Below are 22,906 nucleotides of genomic sequence, written 5' to 3'. Positions count from 1 at the left end.
GACCTCGTTACAGGCAAGCAGGGGTCACCCTAAGGCGATCATGCAATGTAGGTCAATACATCGATCTACTCACGAGTAAGAAAGGGCCGAGGCTCACAGAACCCCGGCCCTTTCCCGACGAAACTCAGAGGTTCGCGACGTCCGCCTGCTTCGCGCGGACGGCCTCGGCGGCCTCCTTGAGACCAGCGACCTCGGTGTCGGTCAGCTTCTCCTCGACGACCTTCTTGATGCCGTCGCGGCCGATCTGAGCCTCGACACCCAGGTACACGCCGGAGATGCCGTACTCGCCGTCGACCCAGGCGCAGACCGGGAGGGTCTCGCCGGAGTCCTCGATGACCGCCTTGGCCATGCGGGCCGCGGCGGCCGACGGCGCGTAGTACGCCGAACCGGTCTTGAGCAGCGCGACGACCTCGGCGCCACCGTTGCGGGTGCGCACGACGAGCTCCTCGATCTTGTCGGCCGGGAGCAGGTCGGACAGCGGCTTGCTGTCCACCGTGCAGCGCGACGGGACCGGCACCATCGTGTCGCCGTGCGAGCCGAGGGTCAGCGCCTTGACGCTCTTGACCGGCACCGCGAGGGTCTCGGCGATCGAGTTGGTGAAGCGGGCCGTGTCGAGCACGCCGGCCTGGCCGAAGACGCGGTTCTTGGGGAACTGGGTGGCGAGCTGGGCCAGCGCGGTCATCTCGTCGACCGGGTTGGACACGACGATGACGACGGCGTTCGGCGCGTACTTCGCGATGTTCTCGGCGACCTGGCGCACGATCTTGGCGTTGACCTCGAGCAGGTCCATCCGGCTCATGCCGGGCTTGCGCGGGAGGCCGGCCGTGACGACCACGACGTCCGAGCCCTCGATCGCCTCGTAGCCCTCGCCGTTCGGGCCGGTGGTGGCGCCGACGACCTTGGTCTCGAAGCCCTCGATCGGCCGGGACTGGTTGAGGTCGAGGGCGAGGCCGGCCGGCTTGCCGTCGATGATGTCAGTGAGCACCACGGTGTCGAAGATGTCGTACTCGGCCAGACGCTGTGCGGTCGTCGAGCCGTAGAAACCGGCCCCTACGACGGTTACCTTCTTGCCCATAGCCTTCTCACTCCAGTCTCCGGGACCACTTTTCCGGACCGTATCAGTCGGTTAACGGCGTATTACCCGCTGGTCTCCCTAACGCGAGGTAAGCCACTCCGCGCGCTCGACCACGTTCGTGAGCAGCATCGCCCTGGTCATCGGCCCGATGCCGCCGGGCACCGGCACCAGGGCGCCGGCCACCTCGCGTACGCCCGGGTCGACGTCCCCGCTGTAACGCCCTTTGCCGTCCTCGCCCACCACCCTGGTGATGCCGACGTCCACCACCGTCGCGCCCGGCTTGACCATCTCCGCCGTGATCAGCCCCGGCACGCCGACCGCCGCCACGACGATGTCGGCCCGCCGGGTGTGCGCGGCGAGGTCGCGGGTGCCGGTGTGGCAGAGGGTGACTGTCGCGTTCTCGGTGCGGCGGGTCAACAGCAGGCCGAGCGGGCGGCCCACGGTGGTGCCGCGGCCGACGACGGTGACCTCGGCGCCCTTCAGCGGCACGTCGTTGAGGCGCAGCAGGTGCACGATGCCGCGCGGCGTGCAGGGCAGCGGGCCGTCGAAGCCGAGCACGAGCCGGCCGAGGTTGACCGGGTGCAGGCCGTCGGCGTCCTTGTCGGGGTCGATCAGCTCGAGGATCCGGCCGGTGTCGAGGTGTTTCGGCAGAGGCAGCTGGACGATGTAGCCGTGGCAGGCGTCGTCCTGGTTGAGCTCGGCGACGACCGCCTCGACGTGCTCCTGGCCGGCGTCGGCCGGCAGGTCGCGGCGGATCGAGGCGATGCCGACCTCGGCGCAGTCGCGGTGCTTGCCCTCGACGTACGCCTTGGAACCGGGGTCGTCGCCGACCAGGACCGTGCCGAGACCGGGCACGACGCCGCGGTCCCCGAGCGCCTTGACCCTCGCCCGGAGGTCGTCCTTGACCGCGGCAGCGGCCGCCTTGCCGTCCAGGATCCTCATCCGACAAATCCTTTTATCCAGAAACAATGGCACCGTACGCCGTGGCGAACTGTGCCGCCTGAGCCAAGTCGATCTTCGCGCCGCTCAGGTCGACGCCCTTCAGCTCGACCCGGTCGAGATCGGCGCCGCGCAGGTCGGCTCCCTTGAACACGGCGTCTTTGAGCCGCGCGCCGACCAGATCGGCCCCGCGCAGGTCGGCCCGGGTCAGGTCGGCGCCCATCAGGTCCGCCTCCCGCAACCGTAGGCCGCCGAGCTTCGCCGCGGTCAGGTTCTGCCCACGCAGCGACACGAAACCCCAGTCGCCGCCGTCGACGGTCAGCGGGCGCAACCCGCAGTCGAGGAACTGGCTGCCGGTCAGCTTGCAGCCGGCCAGCTTGGCGTCGAAGAAGTTGCAGCGCTCCAGCGTCGACTGCAGGATCGCCACCCGGTCGAGGGTGGCGGCGTTGAAGCGCACGTTGCCGAAGGTGCAGTGGGTGAAGACGCAGCCGGTGAGCCGCGCCTCCGACCAGTCGACGTCGTGGAACGCGCAGTCCTCGTAACGGACGCCGACAACCTCTTCCAGCGCCCAGTCCTCGCCGGAATACGTGACGTCCTGAAAGAGGGTCATCCGTGGTAGAAGTGCCGCGTGCCGGTCAGGTAGACGGTCAGGCCGGCCTTGGCGGCCGCCTCGATCACCAGGTTGTCCCGGATCGAGCCGCCCGGCTGCACCACCGCGGTGATGCCGGCCGCGATCAGCACCTCGAGCCCGTCGGGGAACGGGAAGAACGCGTCGGAGGCCGCCACGCTGCCCTTGGCCCGCTCGGCGCCGGCCCGGTCGACCGCGAGCCGCGCCGAGTCGACCCGGTTGACCTGGCCCATCCCGACGCCGACGGTCGCGCCGTCGTGGGCCAGCAGGATCGCGTTGCTCTTCACGCTGCGGATGGCCCGCCACGCGAACGCCAGATCGGCCAGCACCTCGGGCGAGGCGGGCGAACCCGTCGCCAGTTCCCAGTTGGCCGGGTCGTCGCCGGGGGCGTCGATGCGGTCGGCCATCTGCACGAGCACGCCGCCGCCGACCTGCTTGATCTCGGCGGGCGCCGGGTTCCACGCCGGAGCGACCAGCACGCGCAGCTTGTTCTTGCCCTTGAAGATCGCGAGGGCGCCGGCCTCGTAGGACGGCGCGACGATCACCTCGGTGAAGATGCCGTCGAGCTGCTTGGCCATCGCCTCGGTGACCTCGCGGTTGACCGCGATGACCCCGCCGAACGCCGACACCGGGTCGCAGTCGTTGGCCTTGCGGTGCGCCTCGGCGACGTCGGCGCCGACCGCGATGCCGCACGGGTTGGCGTGCTTGATGATCGCCACGCACGGCTCGCTGAAGTCGTTGGCGCTGCGCCAGGCGGCGTCCGCGTCGACGTAGTTGTTGAACGACAGCTCGCCGCCGTGCACCAGCTGGGCCTGGGCGAGCCCGGCCGGGGCGTTCGGATCGACGTAGAGGGCCGCCTGCTGGTGCGGGTTCTCGCCGTACCGCAGCGTGTTCTCCTGCTTGAGCGCGAGGCCGGCGAACTCGGGCCAGTCGTGCGGGTCGAGCGTGGTCGCACACCAGTTGGCGACGGCCACGTCGTACTCGGCGATGTCCGCGAAAGCTCTCGCCGCCAGCGCCTTCCGCTGCGTCAGCGTGAAGCCGCCCTCTTTGACAGCATTCAAGATCAATGTGTACGCCGACACGGCGGTCACCACGGCGACCGAGGGATGGTTCTTGGCCGCCGCGCGCACCATCGCCGGGCCGCCGATGTCGATCTGCTCGACGCATTCGTCGACGCTCGCCCCGCTCGCCACCGTCTGGGTGAACGGGTACAGGTTGCTCACCAGCAGGTCGAACGGCTCGATCTCGAGCTCGCTCAGCTGCTGCCGGTGGGTGTCGAGGCGCAGGTCGGCGAGCAGGCCGGCGTGCACCCGCGGGTGCAGCGTCTTGACCCGGCCGTCGAGGCACTCGGGGAAGCCGGTCAGCTCCTCGACCCGGGTCACCGGCACGCCGGCGCCCTCGATCGTGGACGCGGTCGAGCCGGTCGAGACGATCTGGACCCCGGCGCCGTACAGCGCCTGGGCGAGCTCGACGAGGCCGGTCTTGTCGTACACGCTCAGCAGCGCCCGCTTGATCGGGCGACGCCCCTCGTCGGATGTCACGGGATGCGTACCTTCCTGTTCTCGATGGTCCAGCCTTGGCGGACCAGGCGGCCGGCCCACTCGACGAGCTGGGCGCGCTCGGCCACCTTGATGCGTTCGGTGAGCGACTCTTCCGTGTCGTCGTCGAGCACGGGGACCGCCACCTGGGCGATGATCGGGCCGGTGTCGACGCCGGCGTCGACGAAGAAGAGGGTCGCGCCGGCGATCTTCACGCCGTACGCGAGCGCGTCGCGCGGGCCGTGGATGCCCGGGAAGGACGGCAGCAGCGCGTTGTGGGTGTTGATGTACCGGTCACCGAACGCCGCGAGGAAGGCCGGGCCGACCAGCTTGCGGAAGCCCGCCGAGATGACCAGGTCGGGCTTGTGCTCGGCGACGTGGGCGGCGAGGGCGGCGTCCCAGTCTTCACGCGTCTCATATGCCTTCACCGAGTCGACGAACGTCGGCACCCCGGCGGCGGCCGCGCGGTCGAGGCCGGCGATGCCGTCACGGTCGGCGCCGACCGCGACGATCTGGGCGCCGTAGGCCGGGTCGGCGGCCGCGTCGAGCAGGGCCTGGAGGTTGCTGCCCGATCCGGAGACGAGGACGACCAGGCGGGCGGGCGCGGGGTCGGTCACCCCAGCACCCTATCGCCGTGGGCTCGATCACTACGCCTTGGGTCGGGGCCCGAACGTACGGGCGGCCGCCGCTCCGATGGCCGCCGAGACGCCGATCACCGCGGTGGCGATCAGGCCCACCTGCCACGGGTCGGGGCCGATCGTGGCCAGCCGCCCGTCGCCCAGCGGGCCGCCGGACGCCCGGCACAGAACCCCGAGCACGAGGCCGGCCGCGGGACCGGCGAGCAGGCCCCCGCCCACCACGAGCGACCACGGCGGATCGGCCCGGTCGCCCTCGCGGTTGATCCGCAGGACCAGCAGCCAGCCGGACGCCATCCCGACCAGCACCGGCACCGTCAGCAGCACCGCGCCGGCCGCGCCGATCGGCCCGTCCGGCAGGCCGGCCAGCAGCGGCAGCGTCGGCAGCGGCCCGGCGGTCACCTCGGTGAGCCGGATCGCCGAGCCGGTGCCGAGCGCGAAGCCCGGCCCGAGCAGGTACGCCGCCGCCCACACCGCCGCGTTCCCGCCGTAGGCCAGGCTGAGCAGCGTGATCCCGGCCTGCCCGGCGACGCCGGTGCGGTACGCGGAGATCGTGTCGGCCGCCTGGCCGCCGCCGATCGCGACCGACAGCCCGGTGACCGCGGCGCCGGCCGCGAGCACGAACAGCGCGGCCATGACCCCGGTCCGCAGGCCGGCCCGCAGCGGCGCCGGGGTGCGGCGGGCCAGCGCGCTCAGCGCGTCGGTGCCGCGCAGCGACCCGGCCAGCGCGCCGATCAGGCCGAGCACGAAGAAGTTGATGGCGGCGCGGGCCGGGATGACCTCGGTGCCCTTGCCGTCGACGGCGAGCGCGGCCACCGAGCCGAGCAGCGAATACATCAGGGCGATGCCGAAGCCCACCAGCAGCGCATGGCCCATCCGGCCGGAGCGGCGGGCGCCGATCGCCCTGGTCACGTGCAGGCCGGCCCGGTTGAGCCGCCAGATGATCAGGAAGGTGAGCAGCAGCGGCGGCAGGCCGAGCGGGCCGATCGAGGTGCCGATCGGCACCCCGTGGCCGAGCAGCCAGCCGGCCAGGCCGGCGTGCGCGGCGCCGCCGAGGCCGCCCTGGCCCTCGAGGGTGCGGGCGAGGCCGATGACCGCGGCGACCGGGAGATAGCAGAGGACGGCGGCCCAGAGCGTGGCGAACGCGGCCGCGACCGGCAGCGGGGCGCGGCGCGGTGGTTTCGGCGGCCGGCGCTGGCCGGGCACCTTGACCGTCGGGCGCTCGCCGAGCGCCTTGTCGTCGACGAGGACAGTCTTCTGCCCGACCGCCTCGGTCGGCCGATCAACTGCCTCGGTCGGCCGGTCCACCGCCTCTGTCGGCCGGTCCACCGCCTCGGTCGCGCGGTCGACCGGCACCGTCTTGCGCGCGGACACCTGTGCCGCCTCGGCGACCGCGAAGGGGTCGTCCAAGTCGTCGGGACGGTCGGTTGGGGTCGGCATCGCCGACTACTTTTCCACGCCGAGAGGTCCCCGGCGACGCAGATACGACGGCGCGCCGCCAAACGGGTGGCGGCGCGCCGACGGTTGACGTACCAAAATCAGCTCATGACCTCGCGCATGAGCCGCGCGGTCTCGCTCGGGGTCTTGCCGACCTTGACGCCGACGGCCTCGAGGGCCGCCTTCTTGGCGTCGGCGGTGCCGGCCGAGCCCGAGATGATCGCGCCGGCGTGGCCCATGGTCTTGCCGGGCGGGGCGGTGAAGCCGGCGATGTAACCGACCACCGGCTTGGTGACGTTCGCCTTGATGAACTCGGCGGCCCGCTCCTCGGCGTCGCCGCCGATCTCACCGATCATGACGATCGCGTCGGTGTCCGGGTCGTCCTGGAACGCCTTGAGCGCGTCGATGTGGGTGGTGCCGATGATCGGGTCGCCGCCGATGCCGACCGCGGTCGAGAAGCCGATGTCCCGCAGCTCGTACATCATCTGGTAGGTCAGCGTGCCCGACTTCGACACCAGGCCGATGCGGCCGGCCGGCGTGATGTCGGCCGGGATGATGCCGGCGTTGGACGCGCCCGGCGAGGCGATGCCCGGGCAGTTCGGGCCGATGATCCGGGTCTTCTGACCACGGTCGAGGTTGAGTGCCCAGAACGCGGCCGAGTCCTGCACCGGCACGCCCTCGGTGATCACCACGGCCAGCGGGATCTCGGCCTCGATCGCCTCGACCACTGCGCTCTTGGTGAACGCCGGCGGCACGAAGATGACCGACACGTCGGCGCCGGTCTCCTTCATCGCCTCGGCCACGGTCGCGTAGACCGGCAGCGAGGTGCCGTCAAAATCGACCGTCGTGCCGGCCTTGCGCGGGTTCACGCCGCCGACCACGTTGGTGCCCGCGGCGAGCATGCGCTTGGTGTGCTTGGAGCCCTCGGAGCCGGTGATGCCCTGGACGATGACCTTGGAGTCCTTGGTGAGCCAGATAGCCATTACGTCACTTCCCCGCAGCCGCGAGCTCGGCGGCGCGCTCGGCCGCTCCGTCCATCGTGTCCACCCGCTCGACGAGCGGGTTGTTCGCCCCGTCGAGGATGGCGCGGCCCTCCTCGGCGTTGTTGCCGTCGAGGCGTACCACGAGCGGCTTGGTGACGGCCTCGCCGCGCTCGGTCAGCAGGGCGAGCGCCTGGATGATGCCGTTCGCCACCGCGTCGCAGGCGGTGATGCCGCCGAAGACGTTCACGAAGACCGACTTGACCGCCGGGTCGCCGAGCACGATCTCGAGGCCGTTCGCCATCACCTGGGCGCTGGCGCCGCCGCCGATGTCGAGGAAGTTGGCCGGCTTGACGCCGCCGTGGTTCTCACCCGCGTAGGCCACCACGTCGAGCGTGGACATGACCAGGCCGGCGCCGTTGCCGATGATGCCGACCTCGCCGTCCAGCTTCACGTAGTTGAGGTTCTTGGCCTTGGCCGCCTGCTCCAGCGGGTCGACCGCGGACTGGTCGACCAGCGCCTCGTGGTCGGGGTGCCGGAACGACGCGTTCTCGTCCAGGGTGATCTTGGCGTCCAGCAGGAGCACCCGGCCGTCGCCGACCTTGGCGAGCGGGTTGACCTCGACCAGCGTGGCGTCCTCGGCCACGAAGGCCTGCCACAGCTTGACCGCGATGTCGACGATCTGCTCGGCGACCTCGGCCGGGTACTGGGCCGCGGCGACGATCTCGCGGGCCTTGGCCTCGTCGACACCCTTGCTGGCGTCGATCGCGATCTTGGCGACCCGGTCCGGCTGTTCCTCGGCGACCGTCTCGATCTCCATGCCGCCGGCGACGCTGGCGATGCAGAGGAACGTACGGTTCGCGCGGTCGAGCAGGTAGGAGAAGTAGTACTCCTCCTTGATGTCGGCCGTCTCGGCCAGCATCACCTTGTGGACCGTGTGGCCCTTGATGTCCATGCCCAGGATGTCGGTGGCGCGGGCCTCGGCCTCGTCGGCGCCGTCGGCGAGCTTGACGCCGCCGGCCTTGCCCCGGCCGCCGACCTTCACCTGCGCCTTGACGACAACCTTGCCGCCGAGCCGCTCCGCGATCGCGCGGGCCTCCTGCGGGGTCTCCGCGACGCCGCCGCCCAGCACGGGCAGCCCGTGCCGTTCGAACAGGTCACGCCCCTGATACTCGAACAGGTCCACGTGTCTCCTTTCGCTCGCGACGCCAAGCGCCGGCAAGCCGCACCATTGCGTCCCGACCTGTGTGCGCGGCGGCCTTGTCTGGGCGTCGCCGGCGTGAAGATTGTCCGGCCCGAGGGGCCTTCAATCGCAGACTAGCGACCTGAGGAAGCGCCCTGTAGCGGCGGGTGCGCGGTGTGCAAGACCGCACACCACCCGTCCCACCAGCCCCGCACGCCGTACCCGGCAGGCCTGCTCGCGGGCCCGCCCGGACGCACACCACCCGAAGCACATCCTTAGCTTGCTCCAGGCGGGCGACTCCCGCTCCTCTTCCCGTACGCCCGCCGCCCGCCCACGATCTTGATAACTTCGCGCGCCCCGTCGGGCGATCTTGATTAGTGGCCGCGCGCGGCGAACGCGAGCTCATCAGGGGCCGGGGGCGACGGGCGGAAAAGTCGGACGGCAGCGCGTAACCGGGCCCGTAAGGCGTCGTTGAGTGTGGTGTCGGAGCGCTACGGCGGGCCGAATGCGAAACGGCCGATGCCCTGTCGGTCGAGGGGTGGCGGCGGGGCATCGTGCATAGAGAGGCCGGACGTGTGAGGGGTGCGTCCGGCCTCTCCCCTTGCCATTTGAGCTGCTAGGACACCGGGGTAGTCACATTGGCGCGTACCCATTCGATGATGGATGCGGTGGTCGCGCCCGGGGTGAAAATCCTGGCGACGCCGAGGGCCTGCAATTCGGCAATGTCGTCGGCCGGAATGATGCCGCCACCGAATACCACGATGTCACTTGCGTCACGCTCCGCCAGCAGTTCGATTACTCGACGGAACAGCGTCATGTGTGCACCGGACAGAACGGACAAACCGATCGCGTCCGCGTCCTCCTGAATAGCGGTCTCGACGATCTGCTCCGGAGTCTGGTGAAGGCCGGTGTATACGACCTCCATACCCGCGTCACGCAGCGCGCGGGCCACCACCTTGGCACCGCGGTCGTGCCCGTCCAGCCCGGGTTTCGCGACGACCACCCTGATCCGTGCCTGCATACCGACCCTCCGCGTCCGGCGAACCCCGTTGTCCTGAACGAACGGTAACCCGCCGGGCAGGGCCCGGGTAGTCGGCTCCGGGTAACTGTGATCACCTTGGGTGACGGGAAATGTATTCAGAGTGACTTGACTTTGCGTTTCTCGGCCAATCACACAGCGTGTGCGACGTAGTGACGAATTCGGACATTAGCCGCGCAATACGGACCAGGAACTGTCAGCGAATTGGCGCTGCGACTTGTGACACGCGAGCCGTTTCGTTACCGTGGCTCCCGGCTGTCATCCGGTTAACGCCGATCCGACAGCTCGGACGGGCACCGTTCACCTCTAATTGAGGGAGGCGGGAACCGACCGACGCATTGCCATCGACGGAGGGTTTGTTCGTGCGCCAGCGCTTGTCGTCTGAGCCCGACCGGTATCGCGGCCGTCGTCGCGTACCCACCCCTCCCCGCAGCCGCTACGCGGTTGTCACCACCGCCGCCTTCATCGGCGCCGGAGTGGTCGCGATCGGGGCCGGCAACCTGCCGGACCACAAGGACATCAACCCCGAGGTCCTGCACGGTCTCGAGACCGCGCACGTCGCCGGCGATGCCCTGGCCGCCCGCGACGACAACAACAAGGCGTCCCGTGGCGAAGACCGCGGCTCGGTCAGCAAGACGAAGGTCAGCGCCGACCAGGCCGCGGCCGATGTCTGGCTGCTCCCCCTCGAAGACTTCACCTACACCTCGCCGTTCGGGGTCCGCTGGGGCAAGCTGCACGCCGGCATCGACCTGGCCGCCCCCGAGGGCATGCCCTACAAGGCCGTGCACGCCGGCAAGGTGATCCAGGCCGGGTACTACGGCGGCTACGGCTACGCGGTCACCGTGCAGAACGCGGACGGCACCGAGGTCATCTACGCGCACTCGCGGCGCGTGCTGGTGAAGGCCGGCCAGGAGGTCAAGGCCGGTCAGGTCCTCGGCGAGGTCGGCAGCACGGGCAACTCGTACGGCACCCACCTCCACCTCGAGGTACACGTCGACGGCCAGCCCACCGACCCCATCCCGTTCCTCCGCGACCGCGGCGTCGACATCAAGCTGCAGGTCGAGTCGGTGTACGCCGGCATGGCCGCCGCCGCTTCCTGATCTCTCCCCGGGTCTCATCCCGGGAATGTCCCCGCGCTCACCCCCGGCAAACGGCCCAGCGATCCACGTCACCGGATCGGGTTGCAGTTCGGGTGGTCTTTCTCGTGCCGCGCTCAGCCGTCCCCCAGGACGCGCCGACACGAAGAACGTGCCGCATCTTTCCCGCCCCCGCTCCGGCGGTCGCCATCGCCGGGAAAGCACGCCGCTGTCCCGCGACGCCGCGACCGACCTTGCCCGGCGCACGGCGGCGCAACTCGACCCGGGCGCCCACCGGCGCCGCGCCCCACGCGCCGGCATCTTCCGGCCGGCCGTGCTCACCAGCGAACGCAGCCGAGCAGTCACCCTGACCGCCGCCCTCGGCGCGGCCCTCGCCGCCGGCATCGCCGGTGGCACCGCCGCGGCGGCCACAACCCACCGCACGCCACCGCCACCGCCCACCGCGCCGCCGGTCAACGCCACAACCCCCGCCGCCTCCACCGACCTCTCAGGGCCCGCCACGCCCCTGACCCACGACCTCGCGACGCCTCTCACCCACGACGCCGCCGCGGCCCTCACCCACGACGCCGCGACGCCTCTCACCCAGGACGCCGCCGCGCCCCTCACCCACGACGCCGCCACACCCCTCACCCACGAGGCCGCCGCTGCCGACGCCGTGCGACACAAACCGCGGCCCAGGCCCGTCGCCGTCCCTTCCGTCGCGAGCGTCGCGAGCGCGGCGTGGGTCGATCCCAACCCGAACGCCCGCGTGACCTCCTGCTTCGGCCCGCGCTGGGGACGGATGCACGAGGGCGTCGACCTGGCCGCCCCGGACGGCACGCCGATCGTCGCCGCCGGCGCGGGCGTCGTGGTGCGGGCCGGCGTCGCCGAGGGATACGGCAACGCCGTGCTCATCGATCACGGCGACGGGTTCCTCACCCATTACGGCCACCTGTCGGCGATCGCCGTGACCGCCGGGCAGCACGTGGCCGCCGGCCAGCAGATCGGCAACGAGGGATCGACGGGGCACTCCACCGGGCCCCACCTGCACTTCGAGGTGCACGTGGGCCATTACCAGAACCCGATCGAGCCGACCGCGTGGATGCGCGCCCACGGCGTCGACATCCCCGGTTGCGCTTAGATCTTCTCGATCGGGGCGTGCCGGAGGATCAGCCACATCACCTGATCGCCGAAGTCGATCTGCGCGCGAGCGCCCGGCCCCTGACCCTCGACCGCGAGGACCCGGCCCAGGCCGTACCGCTGATGGTTGATGCGCTCGCCCACCGCGACCTTCGGCGCCTGCGGCAGCTCGCTCGCCGTGGCGAGCTTGCTCGCGTCGATGCCCAACCGGCTCGCCAGCTGCTGCGCTTTCGGCGTGCCGCCGGCAAAGCCGCCGCCGCGACCCCGATCGCTGAAGCCGCGATCGCGGCCGCCGACACCGCCGCCCGTGCCGGACCACGATGTGTACGACCCGGCGGTGCGCTCCCAGCGGATCAGCTCGGGCGGCAGCTCGTCGGTGAAGCGGGACGGCGGGTTGTACTGCGGCTGGCCCCACGCACCGCGGGTGACCGCCCGGGAGAGGTAGAGGCGCTGGCGGGCGCGGGTGATCCCGACGTATGCCAGGCGACGTTCCTCTTCGAGCTCGGTGTTGTCGCCGAGCGCGCGCATGTGCGGGAAGACGCCGTCCTCGAGGCCGGTCAGGAACACCACCGGGAATTCGAGGCCCTTCGCCGTGTGCAGGGTCATCAGCGTGACCACGCCCTGGTTGTCGGGGTCGTCGTCGGGCAGTTGGTCGGCGTCGGCAACCAGCGCGACCTGCTCGAGGAAGCCGGGCAGCGTGGCGGCTGTGCCTCTACCCAAGCCTGGACTATCAGTCGGCGGAGCCTCGTCGCCCTCCTCGGCCTGGGCTTCCACCCGCTCGGTGTACTCGCGGGCGACGCTCACGAGCTCTTGCAGGTTTTCCATCCGGCCCTGATCTTGCGGATCGAGGCTCTCCTCGAGCTCGCTGAGCAGGCCCGACCGCTGCAGCGCCGCCTCGAGCACCTCTTCGGGCGGGGCCGTGCGGGACAGCTCGCGCAGGTCGTCAAGCAGCTGCACGAAGTCGTTGATGCTGTTGACCGCGCGGGTGGCGATGCCGGGCGCGTCCTTGGCGTGGCGCAGCGCCTGGCCGAACGAGATGCGGTCGCGGGACGCCAGCGCCTCGATGCATGCCTCGGCCCGCTCGCCGATGCCGCGTTTCGGGGTGTTGAGCACCCGGCGGATGCTGACCGTGTCGTCGTCGTTGACCACCGAACGGAGGTAGGCCAGCGCGTCGCGGACCTCTTTGCGCTCGTAGAAGCGCACGCCGCCGACGACCTTGTAGGGCAGGCCGACCCGGATGAACACTTCCTCGAAGACGCGGGACTGGGCGTTGGTGCGGTAGAAAACCGCCACGTCGCCGGGGCGGATGTCTTCGCGGTCGTGCAGCCGGTCGATCTCGCGGGCCACCCAGTCGGCCTCGGCGTGCTCGGTGTCGGCCACGTACCCGACGATCTGCTCGCCGGGGCCCTGGTCGCTCCAGAGCCGCTTGGGCTTGCGCGACGGGTTCCGCTCGATCACCGCGTTGGCCGCCGACAGGATCGTCTGGGTGGAGCGGTAATTCTGCTCGAGCAGGATCGTGCGGGCGTCGGGATAGTCGCGCTCGAACTCAAGGATGTTGCGGATCGTGGCGCCGCGGAACGCGTAGATCGACTGGTCGGCGTCGCCCACCACGCACAGCTCGCCGGGCGGAACCTCGCCGCCCTTCTCGCCCACCAGTTCCTTGACCAGCGTGTACTGCGCGTGGTTGGTGTCTTGGTATTCGTCGACCAGCACGTGGCGGAAGCGACGCCGATAGGCCTCGGCGACATGCGGGTGCGACTGGAACAGATGCACCGTCGACATGATGATGTCGTCGAAGTCGAGCGCGTGCGCCTCGCGCAGGCGGCGCTGATACATCTCGTACGCCTCGGCGAGCGCCCGCTCGTTGGGGCCCTTGGCCTTGCCCTTGAACTCGTCGGGCTCGACCAGCTCGTTCTTCAGGTTGGACACCTGGGCCGCCAGGCCACGTGCCGTGTACCGCTTGGGATCGAGGTCGAGCTCGCGGATCACCAGCTGCATGAGCCGCCGCGAGTCGTCGGCGTCGTAGATCGAGAACGTGCTCTTGAGCCCGGCGTGATCGTGTTCGGCCCGCAGGATGCGCACACACGCGGAATGGAAGGTCGACACCCACATGAGCCGCGCCCGCGGGCCCACCAGATGGGCGACCCGTTCCTTCATCTCGCCGGCGGCCTTGTTGGTGAAGGTGATCGCGATGATCTGCCCCGGATGCACATCGCGCTCGGCGAGCAGATAGGCGATCCGGTGAGTGAGCACCCGCGTCTTGCCCGACCCCGCGCCCGCCACGATCAGCAGCGGCGAACCCGCGTGGGTGACCGCGTCGCGCTGAGGCCCGTTCAGCCCCGTGAGCAGCGATTCCGGGTCGAGTCGTCGTTTCTTGGGCGCCTCGCCCTCCCGCACCGCGGGCATGGCGAAGGGGGCACTGGCCTGGGGTTCAGAGGAAGCTCGCATCGCGCTGGCAAGTCTAGGCCCACCCACCGACAAGAATTTCGCCGTCACTCCTCCGCGAGAGGGGATGCGACCGAAACGAGCGTCTGTTTCAATCGGCCCACAACGGCGGTCCGGCCGAGGAGGCGCGGTGCGGGACTTCACGGGGCCGCACTACCGGGCGCGGCACGTCGGTGGAACGATCCTGGCCTTCGTCGTGGCCGTCTCGATCGGCGGGATCGTCACCGGGAAGGACGAATCCGTCCGGGTGATCCCGGCCGTGGCGGCGCCCGCGCCCGCGCCGAAGAAGGACTCGGCTCAGCAGCTGCTGAACAAGCAGGCCGGTGCGCTCAACCGCGGCGATCTGAGCGGTTGGCTGGCGCCCGTCGCGCCGGCGCTGCGCCAGCGATATCAAAACCTTTTCCGTGCGCTGCGCGCGCTGAACGCCACAGTGGACTACCGCGTCGCGGAAGACGGCGACGTGGAGCTCACCTACTGCTTCGCCGGGCCGGAATGTCCCGAGGACTCGCCCCGGATAGCCCAGCGGCCGATCGTCAAGAATGGTCAGATCACCGCGCTGGCCAACCCCGCCGAACCCACCGCCCTGCAACCCACTCCGTGGGAGCAGGGCGACCTCGTCTTCGCCCGGGGCAAACGCGTCACGGTCGGCGCTCCCAAGGCGCTGAAGAACCGGCTCGAGGAAGTGGTCGCGCTGGCCGATCAGGCGGCGGCCGTCGATGACAGATTCGCCGCGTACGCCGACAACCGCCAACCGAGATACCGCGTCTTCCTGGCCACCGACAAGCTGTGGCGAACCTGGTACGGCGGAAAGGCCACCACCTGGGCGGTCGGCTATATGCAGCCCCTCGGTCAGGCCGGCGCCGATGTCGTTGTCAACCCCAGTCGCCTGACCAGCCCAACGGCCTTGAGAGAGGTCATCCAGCACGAGTTGGGACACGTGGCGACAATCAGCGGCGTTCAGACCAAACACGAGGATATGTGGCTGGTCGAAGGGGTGGCCGAGTACATCGGCATGCAGCCGCGGCGCGCCGTCGACACGTACAGCAAAGAGGCCTTGCGCCGGACCGCCCGGCTGAACCTGCCGCCGCTTCGGGACGGGGCGGGCGAAAAGGAAGTCTCCGCCTTCTACGCGCAGGGCCATTTCGCGGTGGATTGCCTGGTCACGAAGTTCGGAGAAGCTCGGGCCATGGAGTTTGTCCGGCTTAAGCTGCGGCTGGGGAATTCGCTCGATATGGCCGCCCGCAGCGTGTTCGGCGTGCCATTCAGAAAGGTCGACGCGGCCTGCGTCGATTGGATAAGCAATCTAGTTGTCACCCGCCGGTAGTAGCGCTCACCTGCGTCTATGCAGCAGGCTGTCGGGAACCTCAACTTGATCGGGAGACCGAACATCATGGACGGACGCCGAGTGCTGCGCCACCTCGCCGCACCCGCTCTTGCCCTTGCCGTTGTCACCACGCTGCCCGCGGCCCGGCCGGCCATCGCCCCAGCCGGCCCGCCGTCGGAGTTCAAGCCGGTCACCGTCTCTCACCAGACGAACCACGGTGGCCAGAACAGCATGGTCAAGGGCCAGTTCCTGAGCTACAACGACTTCCACGGCGCGATCGACCCGCCCGGGGGCAGCGGCGCGGTCGTGAACGCGTCGGGCACCTCGACCCCTGCCGGCGGCGTCGAGTACCTGGCCACGTACCTCAAGAAGCTGCGCGCCGAGGCGAATTCGCAGGGCCGCCAGACGCTCACCGTCGGCGCCGGCGACCTGATCGGCGCGACCCCGCTGGTCAGCGCCGCGTTCCACGACGAGCCGACGATCGAGCTGATGAACGAGGTCGGCCTGCAGGTCAGCTCGGTGGGCAACCACGAGTTCGACGAGGGCGTGGACGAGCTGATCCGCATGCAGCGCGGCGGCTGCCACCCGGTCGACGGCTGCCAGGACGGCGACCCGTTCCGGGGCGCGAAGTTCAAGTACCTGGCCGCGAACACGATCAACAACAAGACCGGCCTGCCGATCCTCCCGCCGATCGACATCAAGATCGTCGGCGGCGTGCCGGTCGGCTTCATCGGCATGACGCTCGAGGGCACGGCCGGCATCGTGAACCCGGCCGGCATCAAGAACGTGCACTTCGCCGACGAGGTCGAGACGGCGAACAAGTGGAGCAACGTGCTCAAGCTGTTCGGCGTCAAGGCGCAGGTTCTGCTGGTGCACGAGGGCGGTGCGCAGGGCTCGGCCACGCCGACCCCGGGCGTGTCCGACTGCTTCAACTTCTCGGGACCGATCGTCAACATCGTCAAGGGGCTCAACCCCGAGATCGGCCTGGTCGTGTCCGGCCACACGCACCGCTTCTACTCATGCTCGCTGCCGAACACCAAGGGCACCTCGGTGGTCACCAGCGCCGGCACCAACGGCCAGCTGATCACCGACATCGACTACTCGATCGACAAGCGCAGCGGCCGGTTCAGTGAGATCACCGCGCGCAACGTGATCGTCGAGAACGGCGTCCCGGACGGCGCGGGCGGCTGGAAGCGGGACGCGTCCGGCGTGTTCCTGAAGAACCCGGAGACGGTCGACCAGGGCGCCAAGAAGATCGCCGACAAGTACCGCACGGCGGTCGCCCCGATCGCCAACAAGGTCGTGGGCAGCATCACCGGCGACATCACCCGGACGAACACCCCGGCCGGCGAGTCCCCGCTCGGTGACGTGATCGCCGACGCCCAGCTGGCCCGCACGACCGGCGACGGCGCTCAGCTCGCGCTGATGAACCCGGGCGGCATCCGCTCCGACTTCGACGCCGAGGCCTCCGCGGGCGGCGAGGCGATCGGCCAGGTCACCTACGGCGAGGCGTTCACCGTCCAGCCGTTCAACAACCTGGTCGTCACCCAGACGCTCACCGGCGCCCAGATCAAGGACGTCCTCGAGCAGCAGTTCGTCGGCTATCAGGGACAAACCTCGACGAAGATCCTCCAGGTGTCCAACGGCCTCACCTACACCTGGAGCGCCTCGGCCGCGCTCGGCTCGAAGATCAGCAACCTCGCGCTGAACGGCACGCCGATCGACCCCGCCGCCACCTACCGGGTCACCACCAACGACTTCCTGGCCAACGGCGGCGACGGCTTCACGCTCCTCACCGGCGGCACCGGCCGCACCACAGCGCCCGGCTTCGACGTCGACGCGCTGACCGCATACCTCGGCGTCAACTCGCCGGTCGCCCCCGGCCCGGCCAACCGCATCAGCACCATCGCCTGACCAATGTAGACAAGGCCCGCCGGAGCGTCACGCTCCGGCGGGCCTTGCGCCGACCAGCGGCTCCAGCCCGTCCAACAGCCGCTGCAGCCCGAACTCGAGCAGCAGGTCCAGGTCGAAGCGCTCGTCGGAGGCGATGAACCGGGCGATCATCGGCAGCCGCCCGGTGGCCAGCACGGCCTCGAGCTGATCGAAGCGGGCGCGCATCCACGCGGCGTCGTCCATGCCGGTCTCCTGCTCGGCCTGCGCCTCCTCCTCGAGGTTGACGGCCGTCCCCCGCACGTAATTGGCGACCATCGCGGCGGCGACAAACTGCAAGGACGGTTTCATTCCGTACGCGTCGAGCGCGCGCATCGCCCATTCGGTGTGTGCCATCGCGTTCGGCGCCAGCAGCGGCCGGGTGAACGAGACGGCCTGCGCGAGCCACTTGTGCCGCCGGTACATGTCCCACTGCAGCCGGGCTAGCGCCTCGAGGCAGGCGCGCCATCCCACGACGGCCGGGTCGAGGCTCGGCGGCGGGGTCGCGCCCATCGCCTCGTCCATCATCAGCAGGACGAGCTCTTCCTTGTCGGCGACGTGCCGATAGACCGACATCGTCGGCATGCCCAGCTCCCCCGCGAGCCGCCGCATCGACAGTCCGGCCAGCCCCTCGGCGTCCGCGATGGCGATGGCCGTGCGCACCACGCGATCCCGATCGGGCGCGGCCTCGTCCGCCTCCCCCGCCACCACGGTCCCCAGCCCCGGCCGCGCCCGCACCAGCCCCTGCTCGCGCAGCGCGTTGATGACCCGGGTGGCGGTCGCCATCGCGACCCCGTGCTCGGCCATGATCTGCCGCGTCGACGGGATCCGCTCCCCCGGCGCGAGCTCCCCGCTCGCGATACGCGCCGCGATCCGGTCCGCGATCTTCCGGTACGCCGGAACACCCATCGCCGCCTCCAGTGCACTAGTGCACCCACTGTAGACCCCTACCGAAAAGAGGGGGGCTAGCACTACCGACCAACCTACTAGTGCATTTGTACGGTGTACCAAACACGCACGGGAGGATAGAGATCATGATTGACGCGGTCCGCCTGGAATCGCTCTACAAGACGTACGACGACACCGTCACCGCGCTCGACGGGGTCACCGCGTCCTTCGCCGCCGGCAGCTTCACCGCGGTGATGGGCCCATCCGGCTCCGGCAAGAGCACGCTGCTGCAATGCGCCGCCGGGCTCGACCGGCCCAGCGCCGGCCGGGTGTTCATCGGCGAGACCGAGCTCACCGCCACCGACGACACCGCCATGACGAAGTTCCGCCGCCTGCGGGTCGGCTTCGTCTTCCAGGACTACAACCTGCTCCCCTCGCTGACCGTCGAGCAGAACGTGGTGCTCCCGCTGCGCCTGGCCGGCCGTCGCGCCGACCGCCGCCACGTCCGGTCGGTGCTCGAGCGGCTGGGCCTCGGCGACCGCCTCGACGCCAGTCCCGAGAAGCTCTCCGGCGGCCAGCGCCAGCGGGTCGCCGTGGCCCGCGCGCTGGTCACCGAGCCGGCCGTCATCTTCGCCGACGAGCCGACCGGCGCGCTCGACATGCGCAGCGCGCGCGAGGTGCTGTCCCTGCTCCGGTCGGTGGTGCACGAGCACGGCGGCACCGTCGTCATGGTGACGCACGATCCGGTCGCGTCGGCGTACGCGGACTCGGTGCTCTTCCTGGCCGACGGCCGCCTGGCCGGCTCCCTCACCGCACCCACCGCCGACGCCGTCGCCGAGCGCCTCGCGCACCTGGGTGAGATCCGCGGGATCGGAGCCGCGGCATGATCTCCGTGGCCCTGCGCAACCTGCGCCATCGTCCGGGCGGCTTCGTCGCCACGTTCCTCACCGCGTTCCTGGGCGCGACGCTGCTGATGGCCTTCGCGTCGCTGCTCGACACCGCCCAGGCGGCCGACGCGGCGAGCGCCGAGTCACTGAGCACCACCGCGAGCGTCGGCGGCGGCTGGTGCCTGGTCATCGTCGCCTTCGCGGTCACCTCGACGCTGAGCCTGGCCGTCCGCCAGCGCGCCGACCAGATCACCCTGCTCCGCCGGGTCGGCGCCACCGGGCGACAGCTCCGCCGCATGATCGTCGGCGAGGCCGCGGCCGTCGCCGTGATCGCCGCGACGGTCGCGATCCCCTTCGGCCTGGCGCTCGGTCGCGTCCTGCTGGAGCTGCTGCGCAACACCGGCCAGGCCGCCCCGTCGGTCGACTACGTGTTCGGCCCGATCGCGTTCGGCGCCGGCTTCGGCGTCACCCTGCTCGGCTCGGTCATCGCCGGCATCGCCACCGCCCGCCGCACCGCGGCATCGCCCGGCGCGCGTCCGGCCCGCCCTCGCCTGCGACGCATCGCCGCGATCCTGTTCCTGGCCATCGGCGCGAACTGCGCGGTGCTCACGGCGACGCTGATGGACGGCAAGGGCATCGACGCCATGCAGACCGCCGGGCAGGCCGGCATCTGGGCGGCGATCGGCCTGGCGCTGCTCGCTCCCGAGCTGCTGCGCCTGGTCACCGCGGTGCTGGGCCGACCGGTCCGGGCGCTGGGCATCGCCGGCGAGCTGGCGGTGCTGACCGTGCACTCCCGGGCGCGCCAGCTGGCCGGCGCCGTGATGCCCGTCCTGATCTTCACGGGCGTCGCGACCGGCACGGTCTACATGCAGGCGATCGAGAACAAGGCTTCGGCGGGCCGGCTCGAGCCCGACTACGCCCAGGACGTCAAGACCCTCAACTACGTGGTGGTCGGCATGATCACCCTGTTCGTCGCGATCATGCTGATCAACACCCTGATCGCCGCCACGGTCCGCCGCCGCCAGGAGTTCGCCCAGCAGCGCCTGGCCGGCGCCACCCGAGGCCAGCTGCTGGCAATGGTCGCCCTGGAGGGCTTCCTGGTCACGGTGACCGGCGCCCTTGGTGGCACCGCGGCCGCGATGTTCACGATCCTGCCGTTCGGCTCGGCCCGCGCCGACCGCATCTGGCCAGATGACAGCCCCACCGCCTACGCCCTGATCCTGGTGATCGCGGCAGCCCTCACGGCAGCAGCCATGATCGGCGCCACCCGCCGCACGATCCAGGGCCCCGCCACCGACGCCGTCCGCACCGCTTAGCTCATGAACCGACGACGCGGGCGTTTTCCACAACGGCCACTTATCCACAGGCCAGCCCGGACGCCAACACGATCACGCGCCCTTTTCCGCGATAATGACGAACGGGGGCTCCCCCTCGGGAGGGCGGGCTCGTGGCGGGCGGGCTCGTTGCGGCAAGCTCGTAGCGGGCAGGGCTCGCGGGCGCTGATCAATGGCGTCTCACGGATCGGACCGATTCCTTGCGGTTCGGTTCCCGACGGGGGCATACTCGGCTCGTGATCCAGCAGGCGCGATTTTTTTACTACGGCACCGGAAGTCCGGCGACCGTAGGCTGCGTCTGAACGACAGACCTACATCAAGCCCCGGGCTTCACCGCCCGGGGCTTGATGCTGCCCGGGCCGGGTCGACCGGGGCGCGAGCACCCGAGGAGCACGACATGACCGCCGACTTGGTGGACCAGACGACCGGCGCGGGCGAGCCCCTGGCCGCCGACGAGATCCGCGCCATGCGCGAGCGCATCGACGAGATCGATCAGGCCATCATCGACCTGTGGCTGGAGCGGGCCCGCCTCTCCCAGACGGTCGGCAAGACCCGCATGGCCAGCGGCGGCACCCGCCTGGTCCTGTCGCGCGAGCGCGAGATCGTCGACCGCTTCCGCGCCGCCCTGGGCCCCGACGGCACCCAGATCGCCCTGATGATCCTCCGCGCCGGCCGCGGCCCCCTCTGACCGACGCCGCCGGACCCACCCGGCGTCCCGAAGCCTGAGCGGAGAGCCCGCGCTTCGAGGTCGGCCGCCTAGCGCGCCGACATTTCCCACTTTTCCGGCAGAGAGTGCGTCCAAGCTGCGCAATGCCAACGGAGAATCCCCAGATCCCGGGCAAAGCGTCGCAGGCGGAACGGACGCGATGGGCGAGCGGGCGCGACAGGCAGGGCCAGGTCGACGCGGTAACATGACCGGGCGGTCCGGTTGGGCCGTGGCGATCGGCGTCGGGAGGCGGAAGCGCGTGACGAGCGACATCCTGGAGTTGCAGCGGGCCTTCACCGAGGCCGATTTGCACGCCGACACCGCACGCCTGGGCGAGTTGCTGGCGGACGACTTCCGCTCGATCGGGGAGCGCGGCTTCGTCCTCGACAAGCAGCAGTGGATCGACCGGCACGCCGAGTTTGCGTATCTGACGGTCGAGGTCAGCGAGGTCGACGTCCGCCACTACGATCGCGCGGCGATTCTGCGATGCGCGCAGCGGAGCAGGGCCACCTGGCGCGGCGCGGAGATGGACCTGAGCGCTCGGGTGAGCCAGACCTGGGTCGAAGGGCCCGAAGGCTGGCGGCTGGCCGGCATCCAGTTCAGCTCGCTGGACCCGGCCTGACCACATGGCCGGTCGATGGCGGACGGCCCGGTGTTGCACTCAGCCGAGGCCCCGCCAAGGGGGCTTTTCCCGACTCGTACGATAAAAGGCCTTTTAGTATCGATGAATGACGTCGCGGACTTCGGCGTAATGGCACGCCGAAGGGTGGGTCGAACGCTGGCGGATCTGCAGCAGCGGCTCGTGGTCGGCGCAGTAGGGCTGGGCCTTCCAGCAGCGCGTGCGGAAGCGGCAACCCGACGGCGGATCGGCCGGAGACGGCACGTCGCCCTCGAGGACGATGTGGTCGCGGCGGCCGCGTAGGCGTGGGTCGGGGACGGGCACGGCGGAGAGCAGCGCCTGCGTGTACGGGTGGGTGGGCTGCTCGTAGATGGCCATGTGGTAGCCGGTTTCCACGATTTTGCCGAGGTACATCACGGCGACCCGGTCGGAGATGTGGCGGACCACCGAGAGATCGTGCGCGATGAAGATGTAGGAGAGTCCCAGCTCGCGCTGCAGGCGCTCGAGCAGGTTGATCACCTGGGCCTGGATCGAGACGTCCAGGGCGGACACCGGCTCGTCGCAGACGATGATCTCGGGGCGCAGGGCCAGGGCGCGGGCGATGCCGATGCGCTGGCGCTGGCCGCCGGAGAACTGGTGGGGATAGCGGTTGATGTGGTCGGGGTTGAGGCCGACCAGATCGAGCAGCTCCTGGACGGCGCGCGAGCGGCCCTCGCGCGGGACCGCGTCGGGGTGGATCTCGAACGGCTCGCCGATGATGTCGCCGACCGTCATGCGGGGGTTGAGCGACGTGTACGGGTCCTGCAGCACCATCTGGATGTTGCGGCGCGCCCGGCGCAGGGCGTGACCGGACAGCTTGACCATGTTCTCGCCGCGCACCATGACCTCGCCGGAGGTCGGCTTCTCGAGGCCGACCAGCAGCTTGGCCAAGGTCGACTTGCCGCAGCCCGACTCGCCGACGATGCCGAGCGTCTCGCCGCGGCGCAGCTGGATGTCGACGCCGTCGACCGCGCGGACCGCGCCGACCTTGCTCTTGAAGACGATGCCCTGCGTGATCGGGAAGTGCTTGACCAGGTTGCGGGTCTCGAGCACGAGGTCGGACAC

At 70.3% G+C, this 22,906-nt stretch carries 20 protein-coding genes; 8 read left to right on the top strand and 12 right to left on the bottom strand.

The features are described from left to right. Positions 1-124: 124 nt before the first annotated feature. The 9 genes from mdh to ACIA5D_RS11180 form a co-directional block, all read right to left on the bottom strand. Positions 125-1,075, bottom strand: coding sequence for a malate dehydrogenase (gene mdh / locus ACIA5D_RS11220; protein ID WP_396029730.1), 951 nt, complete (start codon positions 1,073-1,075; stop codon positions 125-127). Positions 1,076-1,153: 78 nt separating this feature from the next. After that, a complete protein-coding gene (locus ACIA5D_RS11215) occupies positions 1,154-2,017 on the bottom strand; it encodes a bifunctional methylenetetrahydrofolate dehydrogenase/methenyltetrahydrofolate cyclohydrolase (protein WP_396029729.1) in 864 nt (287 codons plus the stop codon). Positions 2,018-2,030: 13 nt separating this feature from the next. Next, positions 2,031-2,624 carry a pentapeptide repeat-containing protein gene (locus ACIA5D_RS11210; protein ID WP_396029728.1) on the bottom strand — a complete coding sequence of 198 codons (594 nt, stop codon included), beginning with the start codon at positions 2,622-2,624 and terminating at the stop codon, positions 2,031-2,033. Beyond that, positions 2,621-4,183, bottom strand: a complete 1,563-nt coding sequence (purH, locus tag ACIA5D_RS11205; RefSeq protein WP_396029727.1) for a bifunctional phosphoribosylaminoimidazolecarboxamide formyltransferase/IMP cyclohydrolase — start codon at positions 4,181-4,183, stop codon at positions 2,621-2,623. Before purH ends, ACIA5D_RS11210 begins: the two co-directional genes overlap by 4 nt. Then, positions 4,180-4,797 (bottom strand): phosphoribosylglycinamide formyltransferase, encoded by a 618-nt coding sequence (gene purN, locus ACIA5D_RS11200; protein WP_396029726.1) that lies wholly within the window; start codon positions 4,795-4,797, stop codon positions 4,180-4,182. The genes purH and purN overlap by 4 nt, the downstream gene beginning before the upstream one ends. 30 nt (positions 4,798-4,827) lie before the next feature. After that, complete coding sequence (locus ACIA5D_RS11195; RefSeq protein WP_396029725.1) at positions 4,828-6,255, bottom strand: DUF6350 family protein; 1,428 nt, start codon at positions 6,253-6,255, stop codon at positions 4,828-4,830. Positions 6,256-6,353: 98 nt separating this feature from the next. After that, positions 6,354-7,235 carry a succinate--CoA ligase subunit alpha gene (gene sucD, locus ACIA5D_RS11190; protein WP_396029724.1) on the bottom strand — a complete coding sequence of 294 codons (882 nt, stop codon included), beginning with the start codon at positions 7,233-7,235 and terminating at the stop codon, positions 6,354-6,356. Between the two features lie 4 nt (positions 7,236-7,239). Continuing rightward, on the bottom strand, positions 7,240-8,418 hold the full coding sequence (sucC, locus tag ACIA5D_RS11185) for an ADP-forming succinate--CoA ligase subunit beta (protein ID WP_396029723.1): 1,179 nt from the start codon (positions 8,416-8,418) through the stop codon (positions 7,240-7,242). A gap of 613 nt (positions 8,419-9,031) precedes the next feature. After that, entirely contained in the window at positions 9,032-9,436 is a 405-nt protein-coding gene (locus ACIA5D_RS11180) for a cobalamin B12-binding domain-containing protein (protein ID WP_396029722.1), read from the bottom strand. 380 nt (positions 9,437-9,816) lie between these two features. Here ACIA5D_RS11180 and ACIA5D_RS11175 point away from each other — a divergent pair, with 380 nt between their 5' ends. Both ACIA5D_RS11175 and ACIA5D_RS11170 read left to right on the top strand, forming a co-directional pair. Continuing rightward, entirely contained in the window at positions 9,817-10,554 is a 738-nt protein-coding gene (locus tag ACIA5D_RS11175; RefSeq protein WP_396029721.1) for a M23 family metallopeptidase, read from the top strand. A gap of 148 nt (positions 10,555-10,702) precedes the next feature. Next, entirely contained in the window at positions 10,703-11,671 is a 969-nt protein-coding gene (locus ACIA5D_RS11170; protein WP_396029720.1) for a M23 family metallopeptidase, read from the top strand. Here the strand turns inward: ACIA5D_RS11170 and pcrA are convergent. After that, complete coding sequence (pcrA, locus tag ACIA5D_RS11165) at positions 11,668-14,076, bottom strand: DNA helicase PcrA (protein ID WP_396030345.1); 2,409 nt, start codon at positions 14,074-14,076, stop codon at positions 11,668-11,670. The two genes, ACIA5D_RS11170 and pcrA, sit on opposite strands and share 4 nt — an antisense overlap. Before the next feature lie 169 nt (positions 14,077-14,245). On the opposite strand from pcrA, the gene ACIA5D_RS11160 reads away from it, so the two are divergent. Together ACIA5D_RS11160 and ACIA5D_RS11155 are read left to right on the top strand one after the other, a co-directional pair. Continuing rightward, a complete protein-coding gene (locus tag ACIA5D_RS11160; RefSeq protein WP_396029719.1) occupies positions 14,246-15,439 on the top strand; it encodes a hypothetical protein in 1,194 nt (397 codons plus the stop codon). A 66-nt stretch (positions 15,440-15,505) separates the two neighbouring features. After that, entirely contained in the window at positions 15,506-17,353 is a 1,848-nt protein-coding gene (locus tag ACIA5D_RS11155; RefSeq protein WP_396029718.1) for a bifunctional metallophosphatase/5'-nucleotidase, read from the top strand. Between the two features lie 27 nt (positions 17,354-17,380). On the opposite strand, the gene ACIA5D_RS11150 is transcribed toward ACIA5D_RS11155, so the two are convergent. Continuing rightward, positions 17,381-18,277 carry a TetR/AcrR family transcriptional regulator C-terminal domain-containing protein gene (locus ACIA5D_RS11150; RefSeq protein WP_396029717.1) on the bottom strand — a complete coding sequence of 299 codons (897 nt, stop codon included), beginning with the start codon at positions 18,275-18,277 and terminating at the stop codon, positions 17,381-17,383. 125 nt (positions 18,278-18,402) lie between these two features. Between ACIA5D_RS11150 and ACIA5D_RS11145 the strand changes: the two genes are divergently transcribed. The 4 genes from ACIA5D_RS11145 (at position 18,403) to ACIA5D_RS11130 (ending at position 21,805) form a co-directional block, all read left to right on the top strand. Continuing rightward, a complete protein-coding gene (locus ACIA5D_RS11145; RefSeq protein WP_396029716.1) occupies positions 18,403-19,143 on the top strand; it encodes an ABC transporter ATP-binding protein in 741 nt (246 codons plus the stop codon). Next, complete coding sequence (locus ACIA5D_RS11140) at positions 19,140-20,459, top strand: FtsX-like permease family protein (RefSeq protein WP_396029715.1); 1,320 nt, start codon at positions 19,140-19,142, stop codon at positions 20,457-20,459. Before ACIA5D_RS11145 ends, ACIA5D_RS11140 begins: the two co-directional genes overlap by 4 nt. Positions 20,460-20,874: 415 nt before the next feature. After that, the gene (locus tag ACIA5D_RS11135; RefSeq protein WP_396029714.1) at positions 20,875-21,165 is read left to right on the top strand and encodes a chorismate mutase; all 291 of its coding nucleotides are present in this window, start codon (positions 20,875-20,877) and stop codon (positions 21,163-21,165) included. 277 nt (positions 21,166-21,442) lie between these two features. Continuing rightward, positions 21,443-21,805: a nuclear transport factor 2 family protein gene (locus tag ACIA5D_RS11130; protein ID WP_396029713.1), complete on the top strand. Its 363-nt coding sequence runs from the start codon at positions 21,443-21,445 to the stop codon at positions 21,803-21,805. A gap of 93 nt (positions 21,806-21,898) precedes the next feature. On the opposite strand, the gene ACIA5D_RS11125 is transcribed toward ACIA5D_RS11130, so the two are convergent. After that, positions 21,899-22,906: an ABC transporter ATP-binding protein gene (locus tag ACIA5D_RS11125; protein WP_396030344.1), complete on the bottom strand. Its 1,008-nt coding sequence runs from the start codon at positions 22,904-22,906 to the stop codon at positions 21,899-21,901.

It is taken from the genome of Actinoplanes sp. NPDC051513, from assembly GCF_044454685.1.
GTDB lineage: Bacteria > Actinomycetota > Actinomycetes > Mycobacteriales > Micromonosporaceae > Actinoplanes.
This window is presented reverse-complemented; position numbering and strand designations above follow the sequence as displayed.